Origin of the sequence: Corynebacterium provencense, assembly GCA_900049755.1 — a bacterium.
In the GTDB taxonomy this organism is placed as follows: domain Bacteria; phylum Actinomycetota; class Actinomycetes; order Mycobacteriales; family Mycobacteriaceae; genus Corynebacterium; species Corynebacterium neomassiliense.
Genome location: LT160592.1, coordinates 1265650 through 1284144 on the forward strand (window position 1 = coordinate 1265650; position 18495 = coordinate 1284144).

Consider the following 18495-nt stretch of genomic DNA (forward strand, 5'->3'; position numbering starts at 1 on the left):
CGCCGCCACGCAGGCGATCGACGACTGCACCGACCACACGGAGACGGAGTACTCCACCTCCGGACGCTTCGACTGACCTGCCCCGACCGGGGCCGCGCGCCCACCCCCTGTGCCTTATACGAGTCTAGCTGTCGATAAGAGACAGCGCTTCACCAGGGCGAGGACCACCGGCCCGTAGTCGGCGTCGTGGACCGGGGCACCTGTCCTGCCCACGGTGCGGCCCCCGGCGGTGACAGACGACCCGACTTCAGGAAGGGTCCCGGTGGAACCGTCGAGCTGCAGCAGGACCAGCAGCCGTGGCGGCTGTCCGAGGTTGTGCACCCGGCTGACCGTCTCCTGGCCCCGGTAGCACCCCTTGTTCAGGTGAACACTCGACGAAGTCGGACCGTCCTGGGCGTCGGCGAGCCGTGTCGCCTCCCCGGATTCGGGCCCGATGAAGGCGGGAACCTCGTGGGGAATCACCCGCTCGTCCGTGTCAACCCCGAGGACCGGCACCCGGTCGCGCAGCCGCCAGGCATCCACGGCCGTTCCCCCGGTCGGTACGGCACCCGCCGAGACGAGGTCGTCCCACACACCGGTGATCCTCTCCCGGGGCACCCACAGGTCGGTGACCGGGATACCGGAGGTCTGACGGGTCCGCCAGAAAACGGCCAGGGGATGCGGTGCCCCGGAAGTACCGGCGGCACCTGTGCCGGGGAACCCGTCGGGGCGCAGCACACTGAGCCGGGCCAGTGCCGGACGGTCGATCTCCACCCCGGACCAGAACACCATTCTGCGCAGGAAGCCCTCGAGGTCGTCCGCACGGTCCGCTGCGACATCGAGCACGACCACGGGGTCACCGTCCCCCGCACCGCTGTGCTCCGCGTCGACGTTGTCAGGGGTCACCACGCTGATACCGAACGCCTGCTCGATCCGGCCACGGGCGTCGAGCAGCAGCCCGTCCGTCGCCGTGCCCGGAGCAGCTGCGTCGATCTTCTGGGAGATGAAGTCGTTGAGCCACCCCCTGGCCGCGGCACCTGTGACTGTCAGCGCCACCCTGTCCCACCCGTCGACCAGACCGGTGGCACCCTCGTCCACGCGGGACTGCTCGACCAGCGGAGCCCCGTAATGACGTGCGGTGACCGACTCGACCCCCGTACCGTCCCGGGTGCTCGCCGCTGCAACATGGGCCACGATCGGTGATACTTCCGGGACACTCACACCGTCCACTGTAACCCACCGGCGGACAGGGGCGGCGGCCACAGACCTAGGATGTCCACATGACCGAAGAGAACCAGAGCGCCCGGCGTCACCGGAAACCCGCTCCCGCCACCTCCGGGGCCGACCTCAGGGTCGTCGTCGACGTACACCCCGCAGGGGACGCCGACCCCGCAGTCCTCGACGCCGCAGCCCCCGTCCTGTACATCGACGACCTCGCGGCGGTGCGCGGTGACGGTGTCTTCGAGACCCTGATGGTCAGGGGAGGGGCAGTACGGAACCTGGACCGGCACACCGCCCGGTTCCGGAACAGTTCCCGGATGCTCGACCTGCCCGACCCGGACACCGCCCGCTGGCACGCGGCCACAGACCTCGCACTGAAACGGTGGGCGGCCCTCGGTGGGCAGGACGGTTCCCTGCGGTGGATGTACTCCCGTGGCCGGGAGACCACCGGAATACCCACGGGCTGGGTCTCCGTCGCCCCTGAATCTCCCGCGGTCGCCCGCGACCGTGACCGCGGCGTCCGCGTGATGACGGCCCACCGGGGCTACAGCCTGCACATCGGGCACGACGCCGCGCCCTGGGCGCTCGTCGGCGCCAAGACCCTGTCCTATGCGGCGAACATGGCGGCCCTGCGTTACGCCCGGGCCCACGGCCTCGACGACGTGATCTTCACCGGCGAGGGCGTGGGCACCGCAGCAGGGGACGACCGGGTGCTGGAGGGGCCCACCTCCTCGGTGATCGCCGTGCGGGACAGGCGCGGCGACGGCGGCGACAGTGTCCGGGAGATCCTCACCCCCCTCCACGAGGTCGGCGTCCTGCCCGGCACCACCCAGGCGGCGATGTTCCGACTGGCGGGTGCGTCCGGGTGGGAGTGCCGCGAGGAGCCCCTGACCGTCGCCGACCTGCTGGACGCAGACGGGGTGTGGCTCCTGTCATCGGTGCGCAGGTACGCCCGGGTGACCGAACTCGACGGCACCCCGCTGCCCCGACCGACCTGCGCGGACGAGATCGAGGAACTTGCGACGGGGGCGGCGGAGGGGCGCTGAACCTCAGCCCATCACACGGGTGAGTTCCGCGGACATCCACGGGGTGAGGGCGGGGGCGTCTGCGCCGGCGTCCCCACCGGCACCGGATCCTTCCCCCGTCCCGCCCACCGGTCGCGCGAGACGTTCATCCACCCATCCGAGGTGGTTGTTCGGCATGAGCCCGTAGAGTCGCCGGCCCGGGCCCAGGGAAGCCGGCCCGGTCTCGGTGACCATCGTCGACGCACTTTCCATCTGCCAGGAACGCTCGGTGAGCGGGCGACCGTACATGATCTCCACGGCACCGTCACTGTGCGCGGTGACGAACTCGATGTTGTCTTTCAGGTCGATCCGCAGAAAGCCGGTCTCCCGCCTGTCCTGGCCGACTGCCTGCCCCTTGTCGTCGAGGCGCCAGATCCGGGAGGAGAAGCTGATGTAGTTCTCCCCGTCGTGGGCGAAGACGAGCTGCTGGCCGAAAGCGTAGGGTTCGGAGCCGTCCGTGGGAGCGGCGTTTCCCTCGCCGCGCCACACGCCGATGAGCGGGAGCAGTGCGAGGAGGCCCTCGTGAAGGTCCGGGCCCTGGCGGAGGTTGGCGGTGTCCTCGGCCACAGGGAGGCCGCCGAGGGTCGGAATGTTACGGGACGCCGTGGTCCGGGCCTGTTCTGCGGCGCGGGCGACAGCCTCGTTGCCGTCGACGGTGGTCGAGCCGGTGGGAGAGTCGGCGGTGGAGCCGGTGGGAGAGTCAGTCATGGTGTCCAGCATACGTACCGGGTTCCGCCGGTATCCCGGTCACTCACAGTCCGGCGCGGTCGTCCTCCGCCAGCGGAGCGGACACGGGCGCCAGGTCCGAGAGACTGACCCTGGTGAAGTTCTGCTCCGTCTCGATGTAGAGCGCTCCACCGTTGACGTACACCCGTCCGGGGCGGGAGTGCATGGGAAGTGACTCTCCCGGAAGCTCGAGGGTGAACGCCTCCATGATCTGGTCACGGGTCTGCGGGTCCGGCGCCCGTGAACCACCGTCGCCACGGGACCTGTCCCCGTCGACGGAGACGATCTTTGTCGGGAGGATGCGTACGTCGCCCTCCCAGACCCTCAGGCGCATGTCGACTTTCACCGGTCCGGTGACGCCGGGGATGTCACCGGGGGTTGCGGTGAACTGGGCCTCGGTCTCCCACCCTCCGGCGGGGGAGATGTCCTCGACGCCCTGGATGTGCAGGTCGTCCATCCCGCTGCGGCCGTCGTCGGCGGCGAGCAGCTCTCCGAGGGCGACGGCGTCGAGCTGGAGGCGGGTGAACACCTTTCTCGCCGGTGCGTCGGTGAAACTGCCGGACAGAATCTCTTCCCTGGTCAGGGTGACTTTCTGGGCCGAGGAGGTGACTGAGACCCGGGCGAAACCCGGTACTTCGACATCTCTGGCGTCCACCGACACTGACGGCAGGACATGGGTGAGCAGAGAGGAGACGAAGGGCATTCCCGAGACCTGCACGGACGGTGGCGTGGCGAGGTTGGACTCCTTCCAGAGCCTCTGGGAGACCGACCTCTCCACTTTCGCCGCAACGATGCTGTCTGAGACGACGGCGACGGTCAGCAGGGTCAGGACGGTCACCAGAGCGGTGACGAGGATGCGGCGGAGCCGACGAGGCTGTCTCTTCTACACATCGGGAGGAGTAGAAGACACAGGTAACCCGCCGGCGGACATAGGCGGGGTCCACAGCCCTAAGAAGAACACATGGCAGCAGAGATCCAGACCGCCGGGCATCCTGTATCTAGTGAGAAGGGAGAGGGGGATAAGGGACAGGTCCGCGCCAGTACGCGTCCGCCGCGGCGACGGCTGCGACCTGGTCCGGGTCCGTGGCGAGGATCCCGGTGACCGCGTTGATCTCCGGTGCGGTGGCGGCGATGCGGGCAAGGGATTCGGCGACCACTTCGGAGGGGAGCCGGCGTCCTGCCGCAAAGTCCGCCAGGAGTTCTGTCGCCGAGGCGGTTGACGAGGCCACGGCAGGATTCAGGCCGGCAGGATTCAGGCCGGCAGGGTTTGATGTGTGGACAGTGTCTGTCACAGGAGATTCTCCTCAGGGTCGGAAAGATCAGACTTCGGCGGGAACATGACCGCCGGCGCCGGGGCTGACGTCGGTCGGGGCCGGGACGGAGGCACGTCGGGTGGGCATGTCCGGGAACCTGGGACGCTCTGCCCTGCCGGTGGCCAGGGAGACGGCAACCATGACGACGAGGTTGGCGACAAGGCCGGTGACACCGTTGTTCACACCCCAGAGGTTGGTACCGGCGATGGTGTAGGCGATGACGATCACCTCACCGACGACGAGGCCTGCGATGAGGCCCCTGGCGTTGATGAGCGTGGACCGGGTACAGGACAGGATGTTCGCCGGAGCGAGCTGGGCCAGCCCTGCGTAGGTCAGCAGGTAGAGGTTGGCCATGAGATCCGGCCGGGTCAGCGAGAGCCACAGGGAAGCGAGCAGGATGACACCTGCAGAGATCTTGCCGACCATGAGGCGTCGTCCGTCGGTCGTTCCGGCCGGGGTGAGGTTCGAGGAAACGAGGGTGGCGATCGAGAGGACACAGTGTGCCGCGGGAACGATCGCACAGGAGATACCGGCGATGAGGACGGCTCCCATCATCCAACCGGGCAGGGAATCCTGGGCGATGGTGAGGATGGCGGAGTTTTCCTCCCCCTTGCCGACCTCCAGGTGGGTGGCGGCGTAGAAGCCGATGATGATCGGCACGAATGTGGCCAGGGTGTACAGGGGCAGCATGACATGGTTCTTGGACACGGCACGGGAGCCGTTGGCGGACAGCACCGCCGGCCAGCTCTCCGGCAGTGTCATACCGCCGAGGCCGATACCGCTGACGATGACACTGGTGACGAACCAGATGATTCCGTAGGTCTGGGAGCCCGGGTCCACCGTGAGCATGTCACCGGCCTCGGACATGACGCCGTCGAGGCCCCATTCGCCCGAGTACCTGACGAGCACTCCGAACAGGATGACCAGGAGTGCCACGACCATGGCCACGTCCTTGAAGTACGCCGCGGAGGCGACACCGCGCAGGCCTGCGTAGCCGACGAAGAGGAGGATGAGGACGGTGGCGACGATCATGGAGGCGTTACCGGCGGACTTCTGTCCGGTGGCGAAGGACACCATGGTTCCGAGGCCCACGATCTGGACCTGGACGATCGGGACGAAGAAGATGACGGAGACCAGGGCGACAAGTTTGCCGAGCAGTGGGCTGCGGAACTGGTGTCCGACCATGTCTGCGTTGGTGTGGTAGCTGAAGACCTTCCCCAGTTTCCAGACGACGGGGCCGATGAGGAACATGCCGATGTACCCGAGGACCAGGTAGGCGGGCATGTATGTCGCGGAGACTCCGCCGAGAACGGTGAGGCCCGACATCCCCAGGAAGGTGAAGCTGGTGAAGATGGCGCCCGCCTGGAGGAAGAACGTGGTCAGGCTGCTCATGCCCCGGTTACCGATGGACCATCCGGTGTGGGTGTCCAGGGACTGCCGCCGTCCCATGGCGGCGAGGACGGTGACGAGGAGGATACCGATGACAGCTGCGACGATCATGCTGCGACCTCCCCGCGGGAGCGACCGGTCACTGCGGCGTCTGCGTCGTCAGCAGCGTCATCAGCGGGGTCGGCGAGTTCGGGTTCGTGCCGGTAGAGAAGTGCGAGGATGAGGGTGGTGGCGACACCCCAGCCGGCGACCCAGAGCATCATCACCGGGAGGCCGAGGACGACGGCCCCGGAGTTGACGAAGGGGTAGAGCGGGGTTCCCACCAGTGCGATGACGGGAATGAGAAGTAGTGAGTGCCAGGGGGTCAGGTGCACGGGATATCAGGTCCTCTCGGAGTCGGGGTGTTGTGGTCAGACGTCGGATCCGGCGAACGGCTCGCCGGGGGTTGTCCCGTCCAGGGCGCCGGTGACCAGGCGTCGGACGATCTGGGTGAATGCGGTGACGCCGGCGACCATGTCGGCGTCGGTGGAGAACTCACGTTCGCAGTGGGAGACACCGTCGACGGAGGGGATGAAGACCATCACGGACGGGGCGATGCGGTTGACAGCCACGGAATCGTGACCTGCCATGGTTTCGATGCGCATGCAGCTGACCCCGGCGTCCGCGGCCGCCTTCTCGGTCAGTTCCACCCCGTCGACCGGGTAGTGCTGGATATCCCGGATGTCGTAGTCCTCCACGTCGATCCGGATGCCGCGTTCGACGGCAAGGTCGGCGATCTGTCTGCGGAGGATGTCGCGGGCGTCGAGGACGTCCTGTTTCTTCGAGGCCCGCAGGTCTATGACCAGGTCCACTTCACGGGGAACGACGATCGGCGAGTTCGGGTGGACGGTGAACTGGCCGACGGAGGTGACGATCTTCTCGGGTTCGAAGTTCTCGACGACGTCCTCGGTGAACAGGACGATCCTGGACGCGGCGACGAGGGCGTCGTGCCGGTCGGACATGATCGTCGCCCCGGTGTGGGACTGTTCGCCTCTCACTGCGACAAGCAGTTTCTGGGTGTACCAGCTCTGGGTGACCGCCCCGACCGTGGTCTGTTCCCGTTCGAGGATGCGCCCCTGCTCAATGTGGATCTCGGCGTAGGCCGCGATCTCCGGCGCGGGGTCGGTGCCGAGACAGTCGATGGATTCCAGGGCCTCTTTCACGGTCACACCTGCCGGGTCGGTGGTGGCGAGCGCCTTCTCCCTGTCCAGCAGGCCTACCATCACGGAGCTGCCCATGATCGAGGGGGCGAAGCGTGCACCTTCCTCGTTGAACCAGTCGACGACGGTGAGATTGTGTGTCGGGGTCAGGCGTCCGGCCCGGACCTCGTCGTTGACGCGTGCTGCGGCGTGAAGTGCGGCGATGACGCCGTAGGTTCCGTCGAAGCGGCCGCCGAGCGGCTGACTGTCGAGATGTGAACCGATGAGGACGCCGGGTTCGTCGTCGATCCAGGTGAAGGTGGCGTACTGGTTGCCGATACCGTCGACGGTGACGGTCATGCCGAGAGCGGCCGCACGTTCCCGGAACCATGCACGCACGGCACCGTGTTCGGGGGTACCGGCCTGGCGGTCGATGCCACCGGCCTCTGTGGCCCCGTAGACGGTGGTGTGGTGGAAGTCGGCGAGGAAGTCTTCGTCGGTGACGTCGGCGGTACGGGTCGACGGCGCGAACTGCACTGCAGTAGTCATGGGCAGGTCTTCTTTCTCGGGGAGTGAGATTCTTTACCTGTTCAGACTGGACGCCCACCCGGTGGTCACAGAGGTGCATTTCGCTCCGAAAGGCCGGCTCTGCCGGACGGTCTGTCCATTTGTTACCCGGGCGTTGTGGGAGGGTTTCGGGCGGGATTCACGGCAGGTCCGATGTGAAGACCTGCACTTTCAACGGAGATCGGCGTCACTGCCCGACAGCCGGGTTCCCCGTGAACGTAGTGCGAGACCGATCCTGAACAGACTGTCGCCGTCTGCGAGATCAGCTCCGAGCAGCCGTTCGAGGGTCGCCAGACGGTTGTAGAAGGAGGTGCGGGACAGGTGCACCGCCTTGGCTGCCCTGGCACGCGACTGCGGGTACTGCACGACGGTGCGCAGGACGTCGAGGAGATCGGTGCCGTTGCGTGCGTCGTACCGGAGCACCGGTCCGAGTGTCTCTTCGGCGAAAGCCTGGACGCGCACGTCGTCGGCGAGGACCCCCAGGACCGGGGCCAGGGAATCCGCCTCGACATGGACCAGCTCGGGCACGCCGGGGTCCCTGCTGACCGTCCACCACCAGTGGGGTGTTTCGGCGGCATAGGCCTGTGCCCTCCTGATCGACGACAGCAGTGAGGGCAGGTCCTGCGCCGACGGCCCCCGGATGATCCGTAGGCGGACCGGATCACCGGTGGGGCCTGTACCGACGGCGAAGGGTGCGAGTGCGTCGCGCAGTTCCCCGTCGAGGACGTCGGTGCCGGTACCGGAGGCTGCGGACACAGCGGCGGTCACACCCGTACCGGTGTCGGAGCGGGCGGCGAGAACCCTCGCACCGGTGACTCCTCCCCGGATCGCGTCGGCGACCGCCGCGGCATCGGGCACTTTCCCGCCGATCTCGATCTCGAGTCCGGTCAGTTGACGTCCTTCCACCGGGAAGCCGCTGGCAGTGAGCGCTGCCCGGGTGTCTTCCGTGGTCGACGAGGGCAGGTTGAGCAGGCGGGCCATGGCGGCCGTGCGGACCAGATCCGACCATCCGGAGGTCTCGGCGGAACTGAGCCTGTCGATGGCGAGCGCGACAGCGGCCTGTCCGAGGACACGGGCAACTCCCGCGGGGTGCCCCGAACTTCCGTAGGCAAGCAGTCTGCCCCAGTTGCGTCCCCGGACGTGGACCGGCGCGACGGTCCAGAACTCCCCGTCACGGACGGTACAGGTGTACGAGCGGTCATCCCGGGCCCCCGGGGGACGGACGATCTCGGCGGAGCGCCCGGACCAGCCGTCGAGCAGTTCACCGAGGCCGAGACCCGCCTCCTCCGCGACGACAACACGGTGGCCGACATCTTCCAGGACCACCGGACAACCGAGGAGCCGGGACGCCGCGGTGACGAGTTGCCCGGTCGCGGCCCCGTTGTGGATCATGCGGGTGAAGGTGTCGGCGACCTCGGCTGTCGCCTCAACTGCGGTGAGATGGTCCCTGACAATGGTCTCATGGACCTCCCGGGTGAGACGGGCGAACCGGATCTCGGTGGTGAACACGATCAACGGCAGGCCGTACCGCCTGGACGCGTCGATGACGTCACCGGGAACCCGGTCCCACGTTCCTCCCAGTTCCACCGCGAGTCCCACAGCCCCGCTGGCCGCACAGTTCGCCACGAACCTGCTGCGTTCCCGGGCACCCGCCGGCCACCCGACACCTGTGGTGAGCAGCAGTTCTCCTCCGTCGAGGAGTCGCGCGGAAGAGGCCTGTTCTGCGACGTGGATCCACCGGACCGGTCTGCTGAGCAGAGCTTCACCGGTGAGCACCCTGGGAGCTCCCGATGCTGCCTCAGGCAGGGCGAGAATATCGGCGATGGTCAGAGGAGAGATGGTCGGGGCGTTCATCCGGCCCATCCTGCCGGAGGATTGTTGCGAAACAGTGACAGACTGTCCAGCTGCAGCGCCGGCCTCCCGTCCCCCGGAGCGCCCCACTAATTCGGGGGTGGAATCCGAGGTCTGTACGAACACGTTCGAACACGGTCATTGCCTGATCACACCAGACGGAACTGTGGACCGCGTCACGTTCTGTAGACAGTGAATACGCGCGATCTATGTTCGAGGGTAAAACAGCCAAATCAGGAAGACCTGGCGCTTCACAGGCCGTAGCGGCCGGCCCTGCCCTGGAATACAGTTGCCGACCGCAGAATGCCGACGACAGCGGGTGTTCGCTATGAATCGCGATGGGCGATCCCCATGAGCGTCACCCAATCCCACCGTGCGAAACATCAGAGTGAACAATCCCTGAGATACAACGGGCTCAGGCGCCTATCCATAAGAACGAACCTAAGGAAGCTGTAACACTATTCTTCGTTTTCTCGCCCGTCTCGCACTACCCCCATTTTCGAATGTTCGTTCATGGTGTCCAGTAACTGTCGCGAGCGTCACCTAACATGCCTTCCTGTACAGCACATGTGAAGGAGCAACATGTCGAACACCCGCCACGCGGCAACGATCAGTGAGCGCATCGCCGCACGTGAAGGCGCTGGCACCCATAGGGAACGGTTGCAGGCCGCGGACATGATCCTCTGGGAGGCACTCCGCAAGGTTCAAGAGAGCACGCCCGAAGACAGGGCGGTGCTCTTCACCGATCTGGGACTGGAGACAGCGGACTACACCTATCTCACCGACATCCTCGCCACGGCGCTCCGCGGAATCACAGCGCGCCAGGAGCAGGCGACCCAGGTCTTCGATAGCTATCCCCTCATCACCCTGAGCACCCTCGTCGGCACTGCGCTACTGTCTCGCGGGGACAGTTTCTGGGAGTCCTACGCCACTCGGCTCCACTTCGCCGAAGGGGAAGATGCCGGAGGCCTCCTACGCCCGATCATCCCTAATCTTCTGAGCAAGCTGAACCTCAGCAACTTCGTTGACGCTGACCTGGGAAGTCAACAGTACGTTGGCACGATCACCCTGCATGCGGGGATCCCGAACCAGGACCTGGCAGACCTCCTCGAGCACCTCGAGTGCATTCACCTGGCAGGCGCTACCGGTGGTGATGCAGAGGCCGTCGGTCGGCAGATGCAGCGTGAATTAGTGAATGGCACCGCGGCCAAGATCTCACTGATCTCTCTCGCCCGAGTTCTGCCGGAACGCGCCGCAGACATCTTCGCCCGAATCTATGAACTGCAGCAGTACTCCGCCGAATACGGTGGATGGCCCGCTGACGAGGGCACCTTCGAGGGAACGAACGGTCTGCCCGAGCCAACCTTTTCCCGGCTGGTATCACTTTTTTCCGGCGAGGACGTCTCCGAGGGTGCCGATGACACAGTCGCGCCTGAGACAGCCGCGCTGCCTGTGCCCTATCTCCAACTCAACCAGGAAGACCTGCAGTTTGAGCTGGTCTTCCCCGAACATCGCTGGTCAGGACGCACCTGCCAGTGGACCGTGCAGAGCCCTGAGGGATCGGCAGCTGTCGCCCAGGCTCCGAATGTATCCTACGGTGGTTTCGAGGAGCGCCGTGTCCCTCTGACCTCGATTTTCACCACATTGCAGGTGACTGGCCCGGATGGACACACCCATGAGCTGGGTGTCAGCAACAAGCGTCCGATTATTCTCCTGCGTCCCAACGGTCACCTGCGCCGTGACCAGGAGAGCTTCAAAGGCACCGAAGTCCTAGCCGCCGTTCATGACGGGGTTACGACCAACGTTACCGATCATAAGAAGGGCGCCATCGTCGGATGGCCTAGCTGGAGTCTGCGCTGTTTCTATGTGGCGGACGCGAAATCTGTCGATGTGCGGAAGGGTTCCTTCTTCCAGCGCTACAAGGCCAACCGAGAGTCCAGTCCGATATGGGATGACGGCGAGGGCGTTCTGAGGAACCTCGTGGGCCCGGACAACCGGCCAGTCTTTACCTCGTCCCCACTTATCACGCTACCGATGGACACCGCGGCCTGGACGCTGACCTGGACACGAACTAATGCGGACGGCAGCTTGCTGGAGTTCGATGTGGACGCTGACATCATCAAAGGTGAACCGATGGAGCTTTTTCCCACGATTCCCGGGGACCCGTGGGTTGGCCACTACACCGTCGAACTATGCAAAAACGGTAGAGCACGTGACAGGCGCACATTTAACATGGCCGAGGGCCTATCCGCGAAGATCAGCTTCGGCAGCACACATAGCCGGGGAGAATTCCAGTTCCTGCGGTTGGAGAAGGATAGGAACGTCCTCTCCCCTGCCTTTATCGAGTTCAGTGCACCCGCACACTCACATCTGAGCTACCCGCAAGAGGTGCGCCGGCACCAGAGCGCTAGCAGCTACACCATCAGCAGCACAACAGATCCTGATGCCATACTCGCGGTCACACCCCAGGTGCCGCAGCTCCAGTACCTGCTGCCCAAGGCCGGCGAAATGCCGCAGTGGGTGGGTGCGTACCAGCAGATTGACGCCGACGAGCTCAGCGATACAGAGCTGTTCCGGCTCCGCTTCCCGGTGCCGGTGTATGAGGTCACGCTCATGGTCGTGCCCGTCGATGAACAGAAGAAGAGCGCCGCCGGCCTGCTGCAGACCATCACTCCGGAATCCGCCAAGAACGGGCGGGAATGGTCCTGCCCTGCGCTGGAGCTGACCTCCGCCATGACGACAGACGCGGACTATCGCATCCTGGTGGCGTGGCAGCCTCAGACCGTCAAGCAGTTCGTCGATGCTGCGAAGGATAACCCCCGACTTCGCCGCGAGTTCTACAGCAAGAAGAAGGGCTTCCAGGATCCGCGCCCCGCCGCCCCACTGTCCCAGATCTTTCGGGTGACGAAGAACCCGCTGCTCACGGATGCCACCATCACCGGGACGCGTCTGAAGCTCACCCTGGGCCGGCACATTGATGATGATCTGGTGGTCCGCGCATGGCAGGTGACCGCACCGCTGGCGGACGCCATCGAGATCCCGATGAATGGGACCACTGGCACGCTCCCCGATGCTCTGGTGGATGCCGGCCCGCTGATCATCGAAGCCCGGGAGAACAACATGGACATGCTGTTCAACGGGTGGGCCGGTGATCTTCCCACGCCGAAGGCCATCGTTGTTGACCAGGCTGAGTACCAGGCGCCCGATGCACCGCGAAACCCCCAGCGGTGGATGTTCGATACCGCCGACGACCGGATTCTACTGAGCAATGAGCTGCAGGATGTCTGGACAGCACGTGATCGCTTCAACGCCGTTCTGGATGCTGCACCCCCGCACATCAACAGACGGCTGGGTGACTTCGACATTGCCACGCGCACTTACCTGAACCACGATCCGCGGACTTCCCTGACCGAACTCAATGAGTCCGGAGTTCCCGCCGATCGCCAGGTTGAGGCTTTCGTGCGCTCCCGTCTGACGCTGGCGTCCTTCGGCACAGTAATTACCGCCGGAGATATCCACCGTGAGCCATGGATAGGCCTTATCCAGGAGATGAATGATGTCTTCTCGCTGGACCTCGCCAACCGGGTAGTTGGTTACGAGGACGATGACGAGATCAATGAATCCCGCGACTATTTGAAGACCACGGGTGGTCATGACCTCTGGTTGCAGTTCAATGGCATCGGTCACGGATGTTCCACTACCCGCGATGCAGCGTTGAAACGTCCTGCACTTCAGCTCCTTCGGAACAACGGCACTGAACAGTTCCTTTCCATGATCGCACGGGGAGATGATCCCAACGGCCTCTCATCCGGGTTCATTAGCATAGACTCTCGAGCCGCCGCACAGGCTGAACTAGTCCGGCACCGCAGTGCCGTCAACACAATCTGGGAACTTCCCGAGATGTACCGACGCGCAGAACAATGGGCCGATCTTCTCTTCAAGACCTTCGAGGATCCGGAGTTGCGGCAGACCATCGCTGCGCTCAGTGAACTTCCGAATAGCGAGATCCATCACGCCGATGACGAATGGCTCCGTGCGCCACTGGTGTCCTTCGTCTTCAGTTTCCTCGCCCGCGGCATCGCCCAGGGCATCGTGCGTCCCATCCCGGAGTTCACCACACTCACTCCCAGTTGGGCACTGCTGGCCCGTCATCTTCCCACCCTCACCGCTTTTGACCTGGTCACCGCAGAAGCTGCAGCCCTGGCCGCCACTACCGCTACTTACCGAAAGGCCTCCCATGTCTGACGACCGCACCAACGACCTCACCCTGGATTCCCCGGACTTCTCGGACTTCGAGGACTTCTTCGGTCCTGCGTCCTCCACCGCTCCTGTTGCTGCACCGAATAGTGCCGACCAGCTACAGCAGGACGCGCGGTCGGCCGGACGCCGTACCGTGGACCCCATCGCTGCCGCCGAGCACATCAGCCAGGACTACCGGCGGTATCTGAAGACGATGCTACGGCCGTCCAACTCCCTGATCTCGGAGGCTTTCTTTACCGCGGTGGATACGGCGGAGAGCCTGACGACGGGACCGATTCTCCAGCTCACCCCGCCGTATGCTCCGGGCAACAGCCCGCAGACGCTGATTGACCAGGGTGTGCTGCAGGAGTCCTTCACCCAGTTGGACTCGGCCATCCCGTTGGATCGACCGCTCTACCAGCATCAGGAACAGGCTCTGCATAAGGTGGCGTCCGGACGGAACCTCATTGTCTCTACCGGTACGGGCTCGGGTAAGACAGAGAGCTTCCTCATTCCAGTGCTCAATGAACTGTTCCGGCAGAAGGAGGCCGGCGAGCTGGGGCCGGGTGTTCGGGCGCTGCTGCTGTACCCGATGAATGCCCTGGCTAATGACCAGGTCAAGCGGCTGCGACAGTTGCTGGTGAACACCCCCGAGATCACCTTTGGCCGCTACACCGGTGAAACAAAGCAGACGCAAAAGGACGCACTCACCCTCTACCGGGAAGTTAACGGGCAGAAGGCTCGTCCACTGCCCAATGAGCTCATCAGTCGAGAGCAGATGCAGCAGACGCCTCCGAACATCCTGCTAACGAACTACGCAATGCTGGAGTACCTGTTGCTGCGGCCAACCGACACCACGCTCTTTGACGGTGATCAGGCTGATAGCTGGCGCTTCATCATCATGGATGAGGCCCACGTCTACGCCGGTGCCCAGGGCACCGAGATCGGTATGCTGCTGCGTCGACTCAAGGACCGTGTGGTGCGTGAGCAGCCGCTGCAGTGCATCGCCACGTCCGCGTCCCTGGAGGGCACCGAGCAGCAGATCATGGACTTCGGCTCCGATATCTTCGGTGAGCCGTTCGAGTTCGTGACGGATGATCCGTCCCGTCAGGACCTCGTCCGCGCCACCAAGGAGGAGCGTCCGCACGAGCCCACCTGGGCGTTAAACCCGACCTTGTTCGATGGCGCCGGGGACGCCGGCGTCCAGGTCCTTACAGACGCGCTCACCGAGGAGGTGCACCGCCGTGGTGGGAGCAGCACGGACCGCCAGCAGCGTTATGGCGTGCTGTCCGAGGAGCAGCACATCGTTGCGCTGCGTGAGGAGCTCGCCGAGCACAGCACTTCCATTGCCGATGCCGGTGCCGCGCTGTGGCCGGAGCTTGATCAGGACGCCGCGATGCACCGCGTCCACCAGTTGGTGCAGATCGGCAGTGTGGAGACCTCGGCAAGTGGCGTCCCCGTGCTTGCGGCACGCTACCACTTCTTCGTGCGGTCCACAGAAGGCGCCTTCCTCGGCTTCCGCGAGGGAATGACGCCGGTGATCTCTTTGGACCGGCAGACGCATATTCCGGGCTCCGATCCGGAACGCCCGATGTATGAGCTCGGTACCTGCACCAAGTGTGGCGCGGTGCACCTCGGTGGTGCGGTCGAAGATTGGACCTTCCTCCCCATCGAGAAGGCCGCGGATGCCGAACGTGCCCAGCGCTGGGTTGTGCTCACCGACCAGGACAAGGACGCCGTCCTCGATGAGGATGAGGACGAGACGAACCAGGGCGAGGAGAAAAGCAACGGGAAGCCGGTACTCACTGCACTGTGCATGGGATGCGGTGAGCTGAACTCAGATGTCACGGCAGACTCCTGTGTGCACTGCGGTAGTCATGATCTACTGACCGTGCGTGTCCTCGAGTACATGGCAAAGAACAAGCAGCAAACCTGCGCGGTCTGCGGTGGCCGGAGTGTGCACCTCATCCGTCGCCTGATGACGGACGTTAACGCTGCGCCGGCGGTGCTGACGACCTCGCTGTATCAGCTGCTGCCGCCCTCCGATAAGCCCGAGGAACTGGATCTTGTCGGTGGTGGACGCAAGCTGCTCACCTTCTCGGACTCGCGTCAGGCTGCGGCGTTCGCGGCACCATATCTGGAGTCCTCCTACGGTGGACTGCTGGAACGGCGCATCCTCGTCGAAGCACTGACAGATGAAGAGTTCGCAGCCGGAGGTCCGATTCGTCAGTGGGTCAAGCGGGCCGGTGAAGTTGCCCAGCGCAATGGTGTGTTGGCGAAGACTGCCAGTCCCCGGCAGCTGCGGGAAACCGCGGGTCCCTGGGTGTTCTACGATATGGCGTCCACCACGCGTCGACTGGCTACCGAAGGGCTGGGCTTGGCGAAGATCGAGGTGCGTCCCGAAGCGCTGGACCGGATGGAGATCGTCCCTCAGCTGAAGAAGTTCCTGGGCAGTGCCGATGAACAGACCGCGCGAGACTTCCTCAATCTGCTGGTGCAGGATGTTCGGCACAAGGGTGCGATCATGCCGCCCAAGGACATTCCGGTGAACTTCAACGATGAACGTTTCGCGCCGCGGACCGGCCAGCAGACCATCACCTATGACGGAGGACGCAACCAGCTGACGAAGACCTTCTCCTGGAAGGCGAAGGGCAATCGGACGAACAACCGACAGGGCTTCTTCACCAAGGTGATCAGCCAGGCGGGACAAAACATCAGCCGTCCAGATCAGTTCATTGAACAGCTCATGAAACTGGTGTGGGAGCGGCTCCAGACCGCGGAGATTCTCCGTGTTGAGAACACCAACCATATGGACCGATTCGCCGTGGATGCTCAGCAGCTCATCGTCCGGCCTGGCGAGACCGCATCCTGGTACCGCTGCGACACTTGCCAGACGCTGACCGCTTTCAACGTGATGGAGCTCTGCCCGAACGGCTGGTGCCCCGGGCACCTGGACGCGGTGGATCCGCAGGATCCGCTCGTGGCGAAGAACCACTACCGCGTCCTCGCCCACGATATGGAGCTGCTGCCACTGACGGCGAAGGAGCACACGGCACAGTGGACGCCGGTGGCGGCCGGCGATATCCAGCGGGAGTTCGTCGATGGACGCATCAACGTCTTGAGCTGTTCGACAACCTTCGAACTCGGCGTGGACGTTGGTGACCTGCAGTCCGTGGTGCTGCGTAATGTTCCGCCGCGGACGGCGAACTATGTACAGCGGGCTGGACGCGCCGGCCGGCGGACCGGTTCCGCGGCCTTCGTCCTCACGTTCGCCAAGCGTGCGGCGCACGATATGTCCGTGTACCAGAACCCGGTCTCCATGATCGACGGTGAGATGGCGGCACCGTTCATTCACATCGAGAACGACCGCATCGATACCCGGCACGCTTACTCGGTCGCCTTTGCGGACTTCCTGCGCCGACAGAATGATGCTGGTCGTACCTGGAGAACCGTCGGCGAGTTCTTCCGCGAAAGCAATGGGAACCTCCCCGGCTACCCGGCTCTCGTGGAGTACCTCACGGATGTTCCGAAGAACGTTATGGCGGCCCTGCACCGGATCCTCCCGCCCGCGATGCATGAACTGGTCGGGTTGGATGATGGCAGGTGGGCACAGAACTACACTGAATTGCTCGAGAAGGTTGCGGCAACTGTCAGTGATGATTTTGCGCTGCTGGAGGAACAGGAATCAGAGGCTTCGAAAAAGAAGCACTTCAGTCGGGCAGCACAGATCCAGCGCACGATGAAGACACTTGAGACCGAGCAGTTGCTGAGCTTTCTCGCCAAACACAATCTCTTGCCGAAGTACGGGTTCCCGGTGGACACGGTGGATCTGAGCACATCGCTCTCCCCGGAGGGCAAGAAGATTCAGCTCCAGCGTGACCTGCTCATGGCCATCACTGATTACGCCCCGGGAGCCCAGGTCGTCGCGGGTGGCCAGCTCTGGGAATCTGCCGGGCTCCGCGTAGTCCCAGGCAAGGATCTGCAGACGTCGTACTGGATCTTGTGCCCCCACTGCGATCATGTGGAGACTAGCAAGGTGGAGTTTGGTGAGATGGTGACCTGCTCCCGCTGTGCTGAGCCCCTGGACTCGGCCAAGGCCCAGCAGTTCGTGATCCCGCAGTTCGGGTTCGTGGCGAAGCAAAAGTCGTCCCGGGTGGGAACGACGCCCCCGGAGAGGGTGTGGAGCCGGACCGAATTTGTCCAGGAGTTCGGTGAGGAGATGCAGACCACGGTCTATCCGCCGAATGCTACGGACGATGACGCGACCAGTGAGTCCACACCGACAGTGCAGGTCTCTGCCTGGGCCCGGACGACGATGGGTGCGCTGAACTCCGGAAGCACATATCTGGGCTACACGTACTGCTCGGCATGTGGCTTCGCCTCGGATCAACGGCAGTTCCCGAAGAGCCACATCAATCCGCGCACGGGCAACGAATGCACCATGCACCACCTGGAACGCCGGTCGCTGGCGCACACCTATGAGACGGATATCGCCACGATCGCGGCTCCGTTGTTCCCGAGCGGTGACCGGAACCAGTGGCGCAGTGCCCTGTACGCCGTGTTGGAGGCAGCCTCGGAGACGCTGCAGATCGATCGGGACGACCTGGGTGGCACCCTGGCGATGTACGACGGCCGACCAACGATGGTCCTGTTCGATGCGGTCCCTGGTGGCGCAGGCATCACTACGAAGATCCAGGAGAACTTCCCCGAGGTGCTGAGAGCTGCATTGCACCGAGTCTCATACTGCGGATGTGGGGAGGACACGTCCTGCTACGCCTGCCTGCGCTCATACAGTAACCAGCGGTTCCATGAGTCCCTGCGACGCGACGCGGCGAAGGAGCTTCTGGAGCACATGCTGAATGTGGTCAACGCAGTCTCTGTGTAGCCGGTCAACTGAGTGGTGACTTCAGATCGAAGGCTCTCCGTAGGCTGTTCGATTGTCACGAGACCTTGTCCGGATGGACCGCT

The 18495-nt window shown here is 64.3% G+C and carries 11 protein-coding genes; 3 read left to right on the top strand and 8 right to left on the bottom strand.

The features are described 5' to 3' along the window. Positions 1-114 precede the first annotated feature (114 nt). A complete protein-coding gene (ygfZ, locus tag BN3906_RS05825; RefSeq protein WP_078057230.1) occupies positions 115-1200 on the bottom strand; it encodes a CAF17-like 4Fe-4S cluster assembly/insertion protein YgfZ in 1086 nt (361 codons plus the stop codon). Between the two features lie 59 nt (positions 1201-1259). Between ygfZ and BN3906_RS05830 the strand changes: the two genes are divergently transcribed. Continuing rightward, on the top strand, positions 1260-2246 hold the full coding sequence (locus BN3906_RS05830) for an aminodeoxychorismate lyase (RefSeq protein WP_066585285.1): 987 nt from the start codon (positions 1260-1262) through the stop codon (positions 2244-2246). Positions 2247-2249: 3 nt separating this feature from the next. On the opposite strand, the gene BN3906_RS05835 is transcribed toward BN3906_RS05830, so the two are convergent. From BN3906_RS05835 to BN3906_RS05865, 7 genes are all read right to left on the bottom strand, one after another. Beyond that, a complete protein-coding gene (locus BN3906_RS05835) occupies positions 2250-2972 on the bottom strand; it encodes a heme-binding beta-barrel domain-containing protein (protein ID WP_066586211.1) in 723 nt (240 codons plus the stop codon). Positions 2973-3015: 43 nt separating this feature from the next. Then, entirely contained in the window at positions 3016-3828 is an 813-nt protein-coding gene (locus BN3906_RS05840) for an LmeA family phospholipid-binding protein (protein ID WP_261796860.1), read from the bottom strand. A 160-nt stretch (positions 3829-3988) separates the two neighbouring features. Beyond that, positions 3989-4282: a hypothetical protein gene (locus BN3906_RS05845; RefSeq protein ID WP_066585292.1), complete on the bottom strand. Its 294-nt coding sequence runs from the start codon at positions 4280-4282 to the stop codon at positions 3989-3991. A 27-nt stretch (positions 4283-4309) separates the two neighbouring features. Further along, positions 4310-5803 (bottom strand): sodium:solute symporter family protein, encoded by a 1494-nt coding sequence (locus BN3906_RS05850; protein WP_066585293.1) that lies wholly within the window; start codon positions 5801-5803, stop codon positions 4310-4312. After that, a complete protein-coding gene (locus BN3906_RS05855) occupies positions 5800-6066 on the bottom strand; it encodes a DUF3311 domain-containing protein (RefSeq protein ID WP_066585294.1) in 267 nt (88 codons plus the stop codon). The genes BN3906_RS05850 and BN3906_RS05855 overlap by 4 nt, the downstream gene beginning before the upstream one ends. 36 nt (positions 6067-6102) lie before the next feature. After that, the gene (locus tag BN3906_RS05860; RefSeq protein WP_066585301.1) at positions 6103-7419 is read right to left on the bottom strand and encodes a M20 family metallo-hydrolase; all 1317 of its coding nucleotides are present in this window, start codon (positions 7417-7419) and stop codon (positions 6103-6105) included. Between the two features lie 189 nt (positions 7420-7608). Next, the gene (locus BN3906_RS05865; RefSeq protein ID WP_066585303.1) at positions 7609-9291 is read right to left on the bottom strand and encodes a PucR family transcriptional regulator; all 1683 of its coding nucleotides are present in this window, start codon (positions 9289-9291) and stop codon (positions 7609-7611) included. A gap of 579 nt (positions 9292-9870) precedes the next feature. Between BN3906_RS05865 and BN3906_RS14785 the strand changes: the two genes are divergently transcribed. Together BN3906_RS14785 and BN3906_RS05875 are read left to right on the top strand one after the other, a co-directional pair. Next, positions 9871-13533, top strand: a complete 3663-nt coding sequence (locus BN3906_RS14785) for a hypothetical protein (RefSeq protein WP_066585306.1) — start codon at positions 9871-9873, stop codon at positions 13531-13533. After that, entirely contained in the window at positions 13526-18412 is a 4887-nt protein-coding gene (locus BN3906_RS05875; protein WP_187119895.1) for a DEAD/DEAH box helicase, read from the top strand. The genes BN3906_RS14785 and BN3906_RS05875 overlap by 8 nt, the downstream gene beginning before the upstream one ends. Positions 18413-18495: the final 83 nt, after the last annotated feature.

Excerpts from the sequence above, each read along its gene's own strand:
- BN3906_RS05830 (WP_066585285.1), top strand. The coding sequence starts at position 1,260 with ATGACCGAAGAGAACCAGAGCGCCCGGCGTCACCGGAAACCCGCTCCC.
- BN3906_RS05835 (WP_066586211.1), bottom strand. The coding sequence starts at position 2,972 with ATGACTGACTCTCCCACCGGCTCCACCGCCGACTCTCCCACCGGCTCG.
- BN3906_RS05850 (WP_066585293.1), bottom strand. The coding sequence starts at position 5,803 with ATGATCGTCGCAGCTGTCATCGGTATCCTCCTCGTCACCGTCCTCGCC.
- BN3906_RS05860 (WP_066585301.1), bottom strand. The coding sequence starts at position 7,419 with ATGACTACTGCAGTGCAGTTCGCGCCGTCGACCCGTACCGCCGACGTC.
- BN3906_RS05865 (WP_066585303.1), bottom strand. The coding sequence starts at position 9,291 with ATGAACGCCCCGACCATCTCTCCTCTGACCATCGCCGATATTCTCGCC.
- BN3906_RS14785 (WP_066585306.1), top strand. The coding sequence starts at position 9,871 with ATGTCGAACACCCGCCACGCGGCAACGATCAGTGAGCGCATCGCCGCA.
- BN3906_RS05875 (WP_187119895.1), top strand. The coding sequence starts at position 13,526 with ATGTCTGACGACCGCACCAACGACCTCACCCTGGATTCCCCGGACTTC.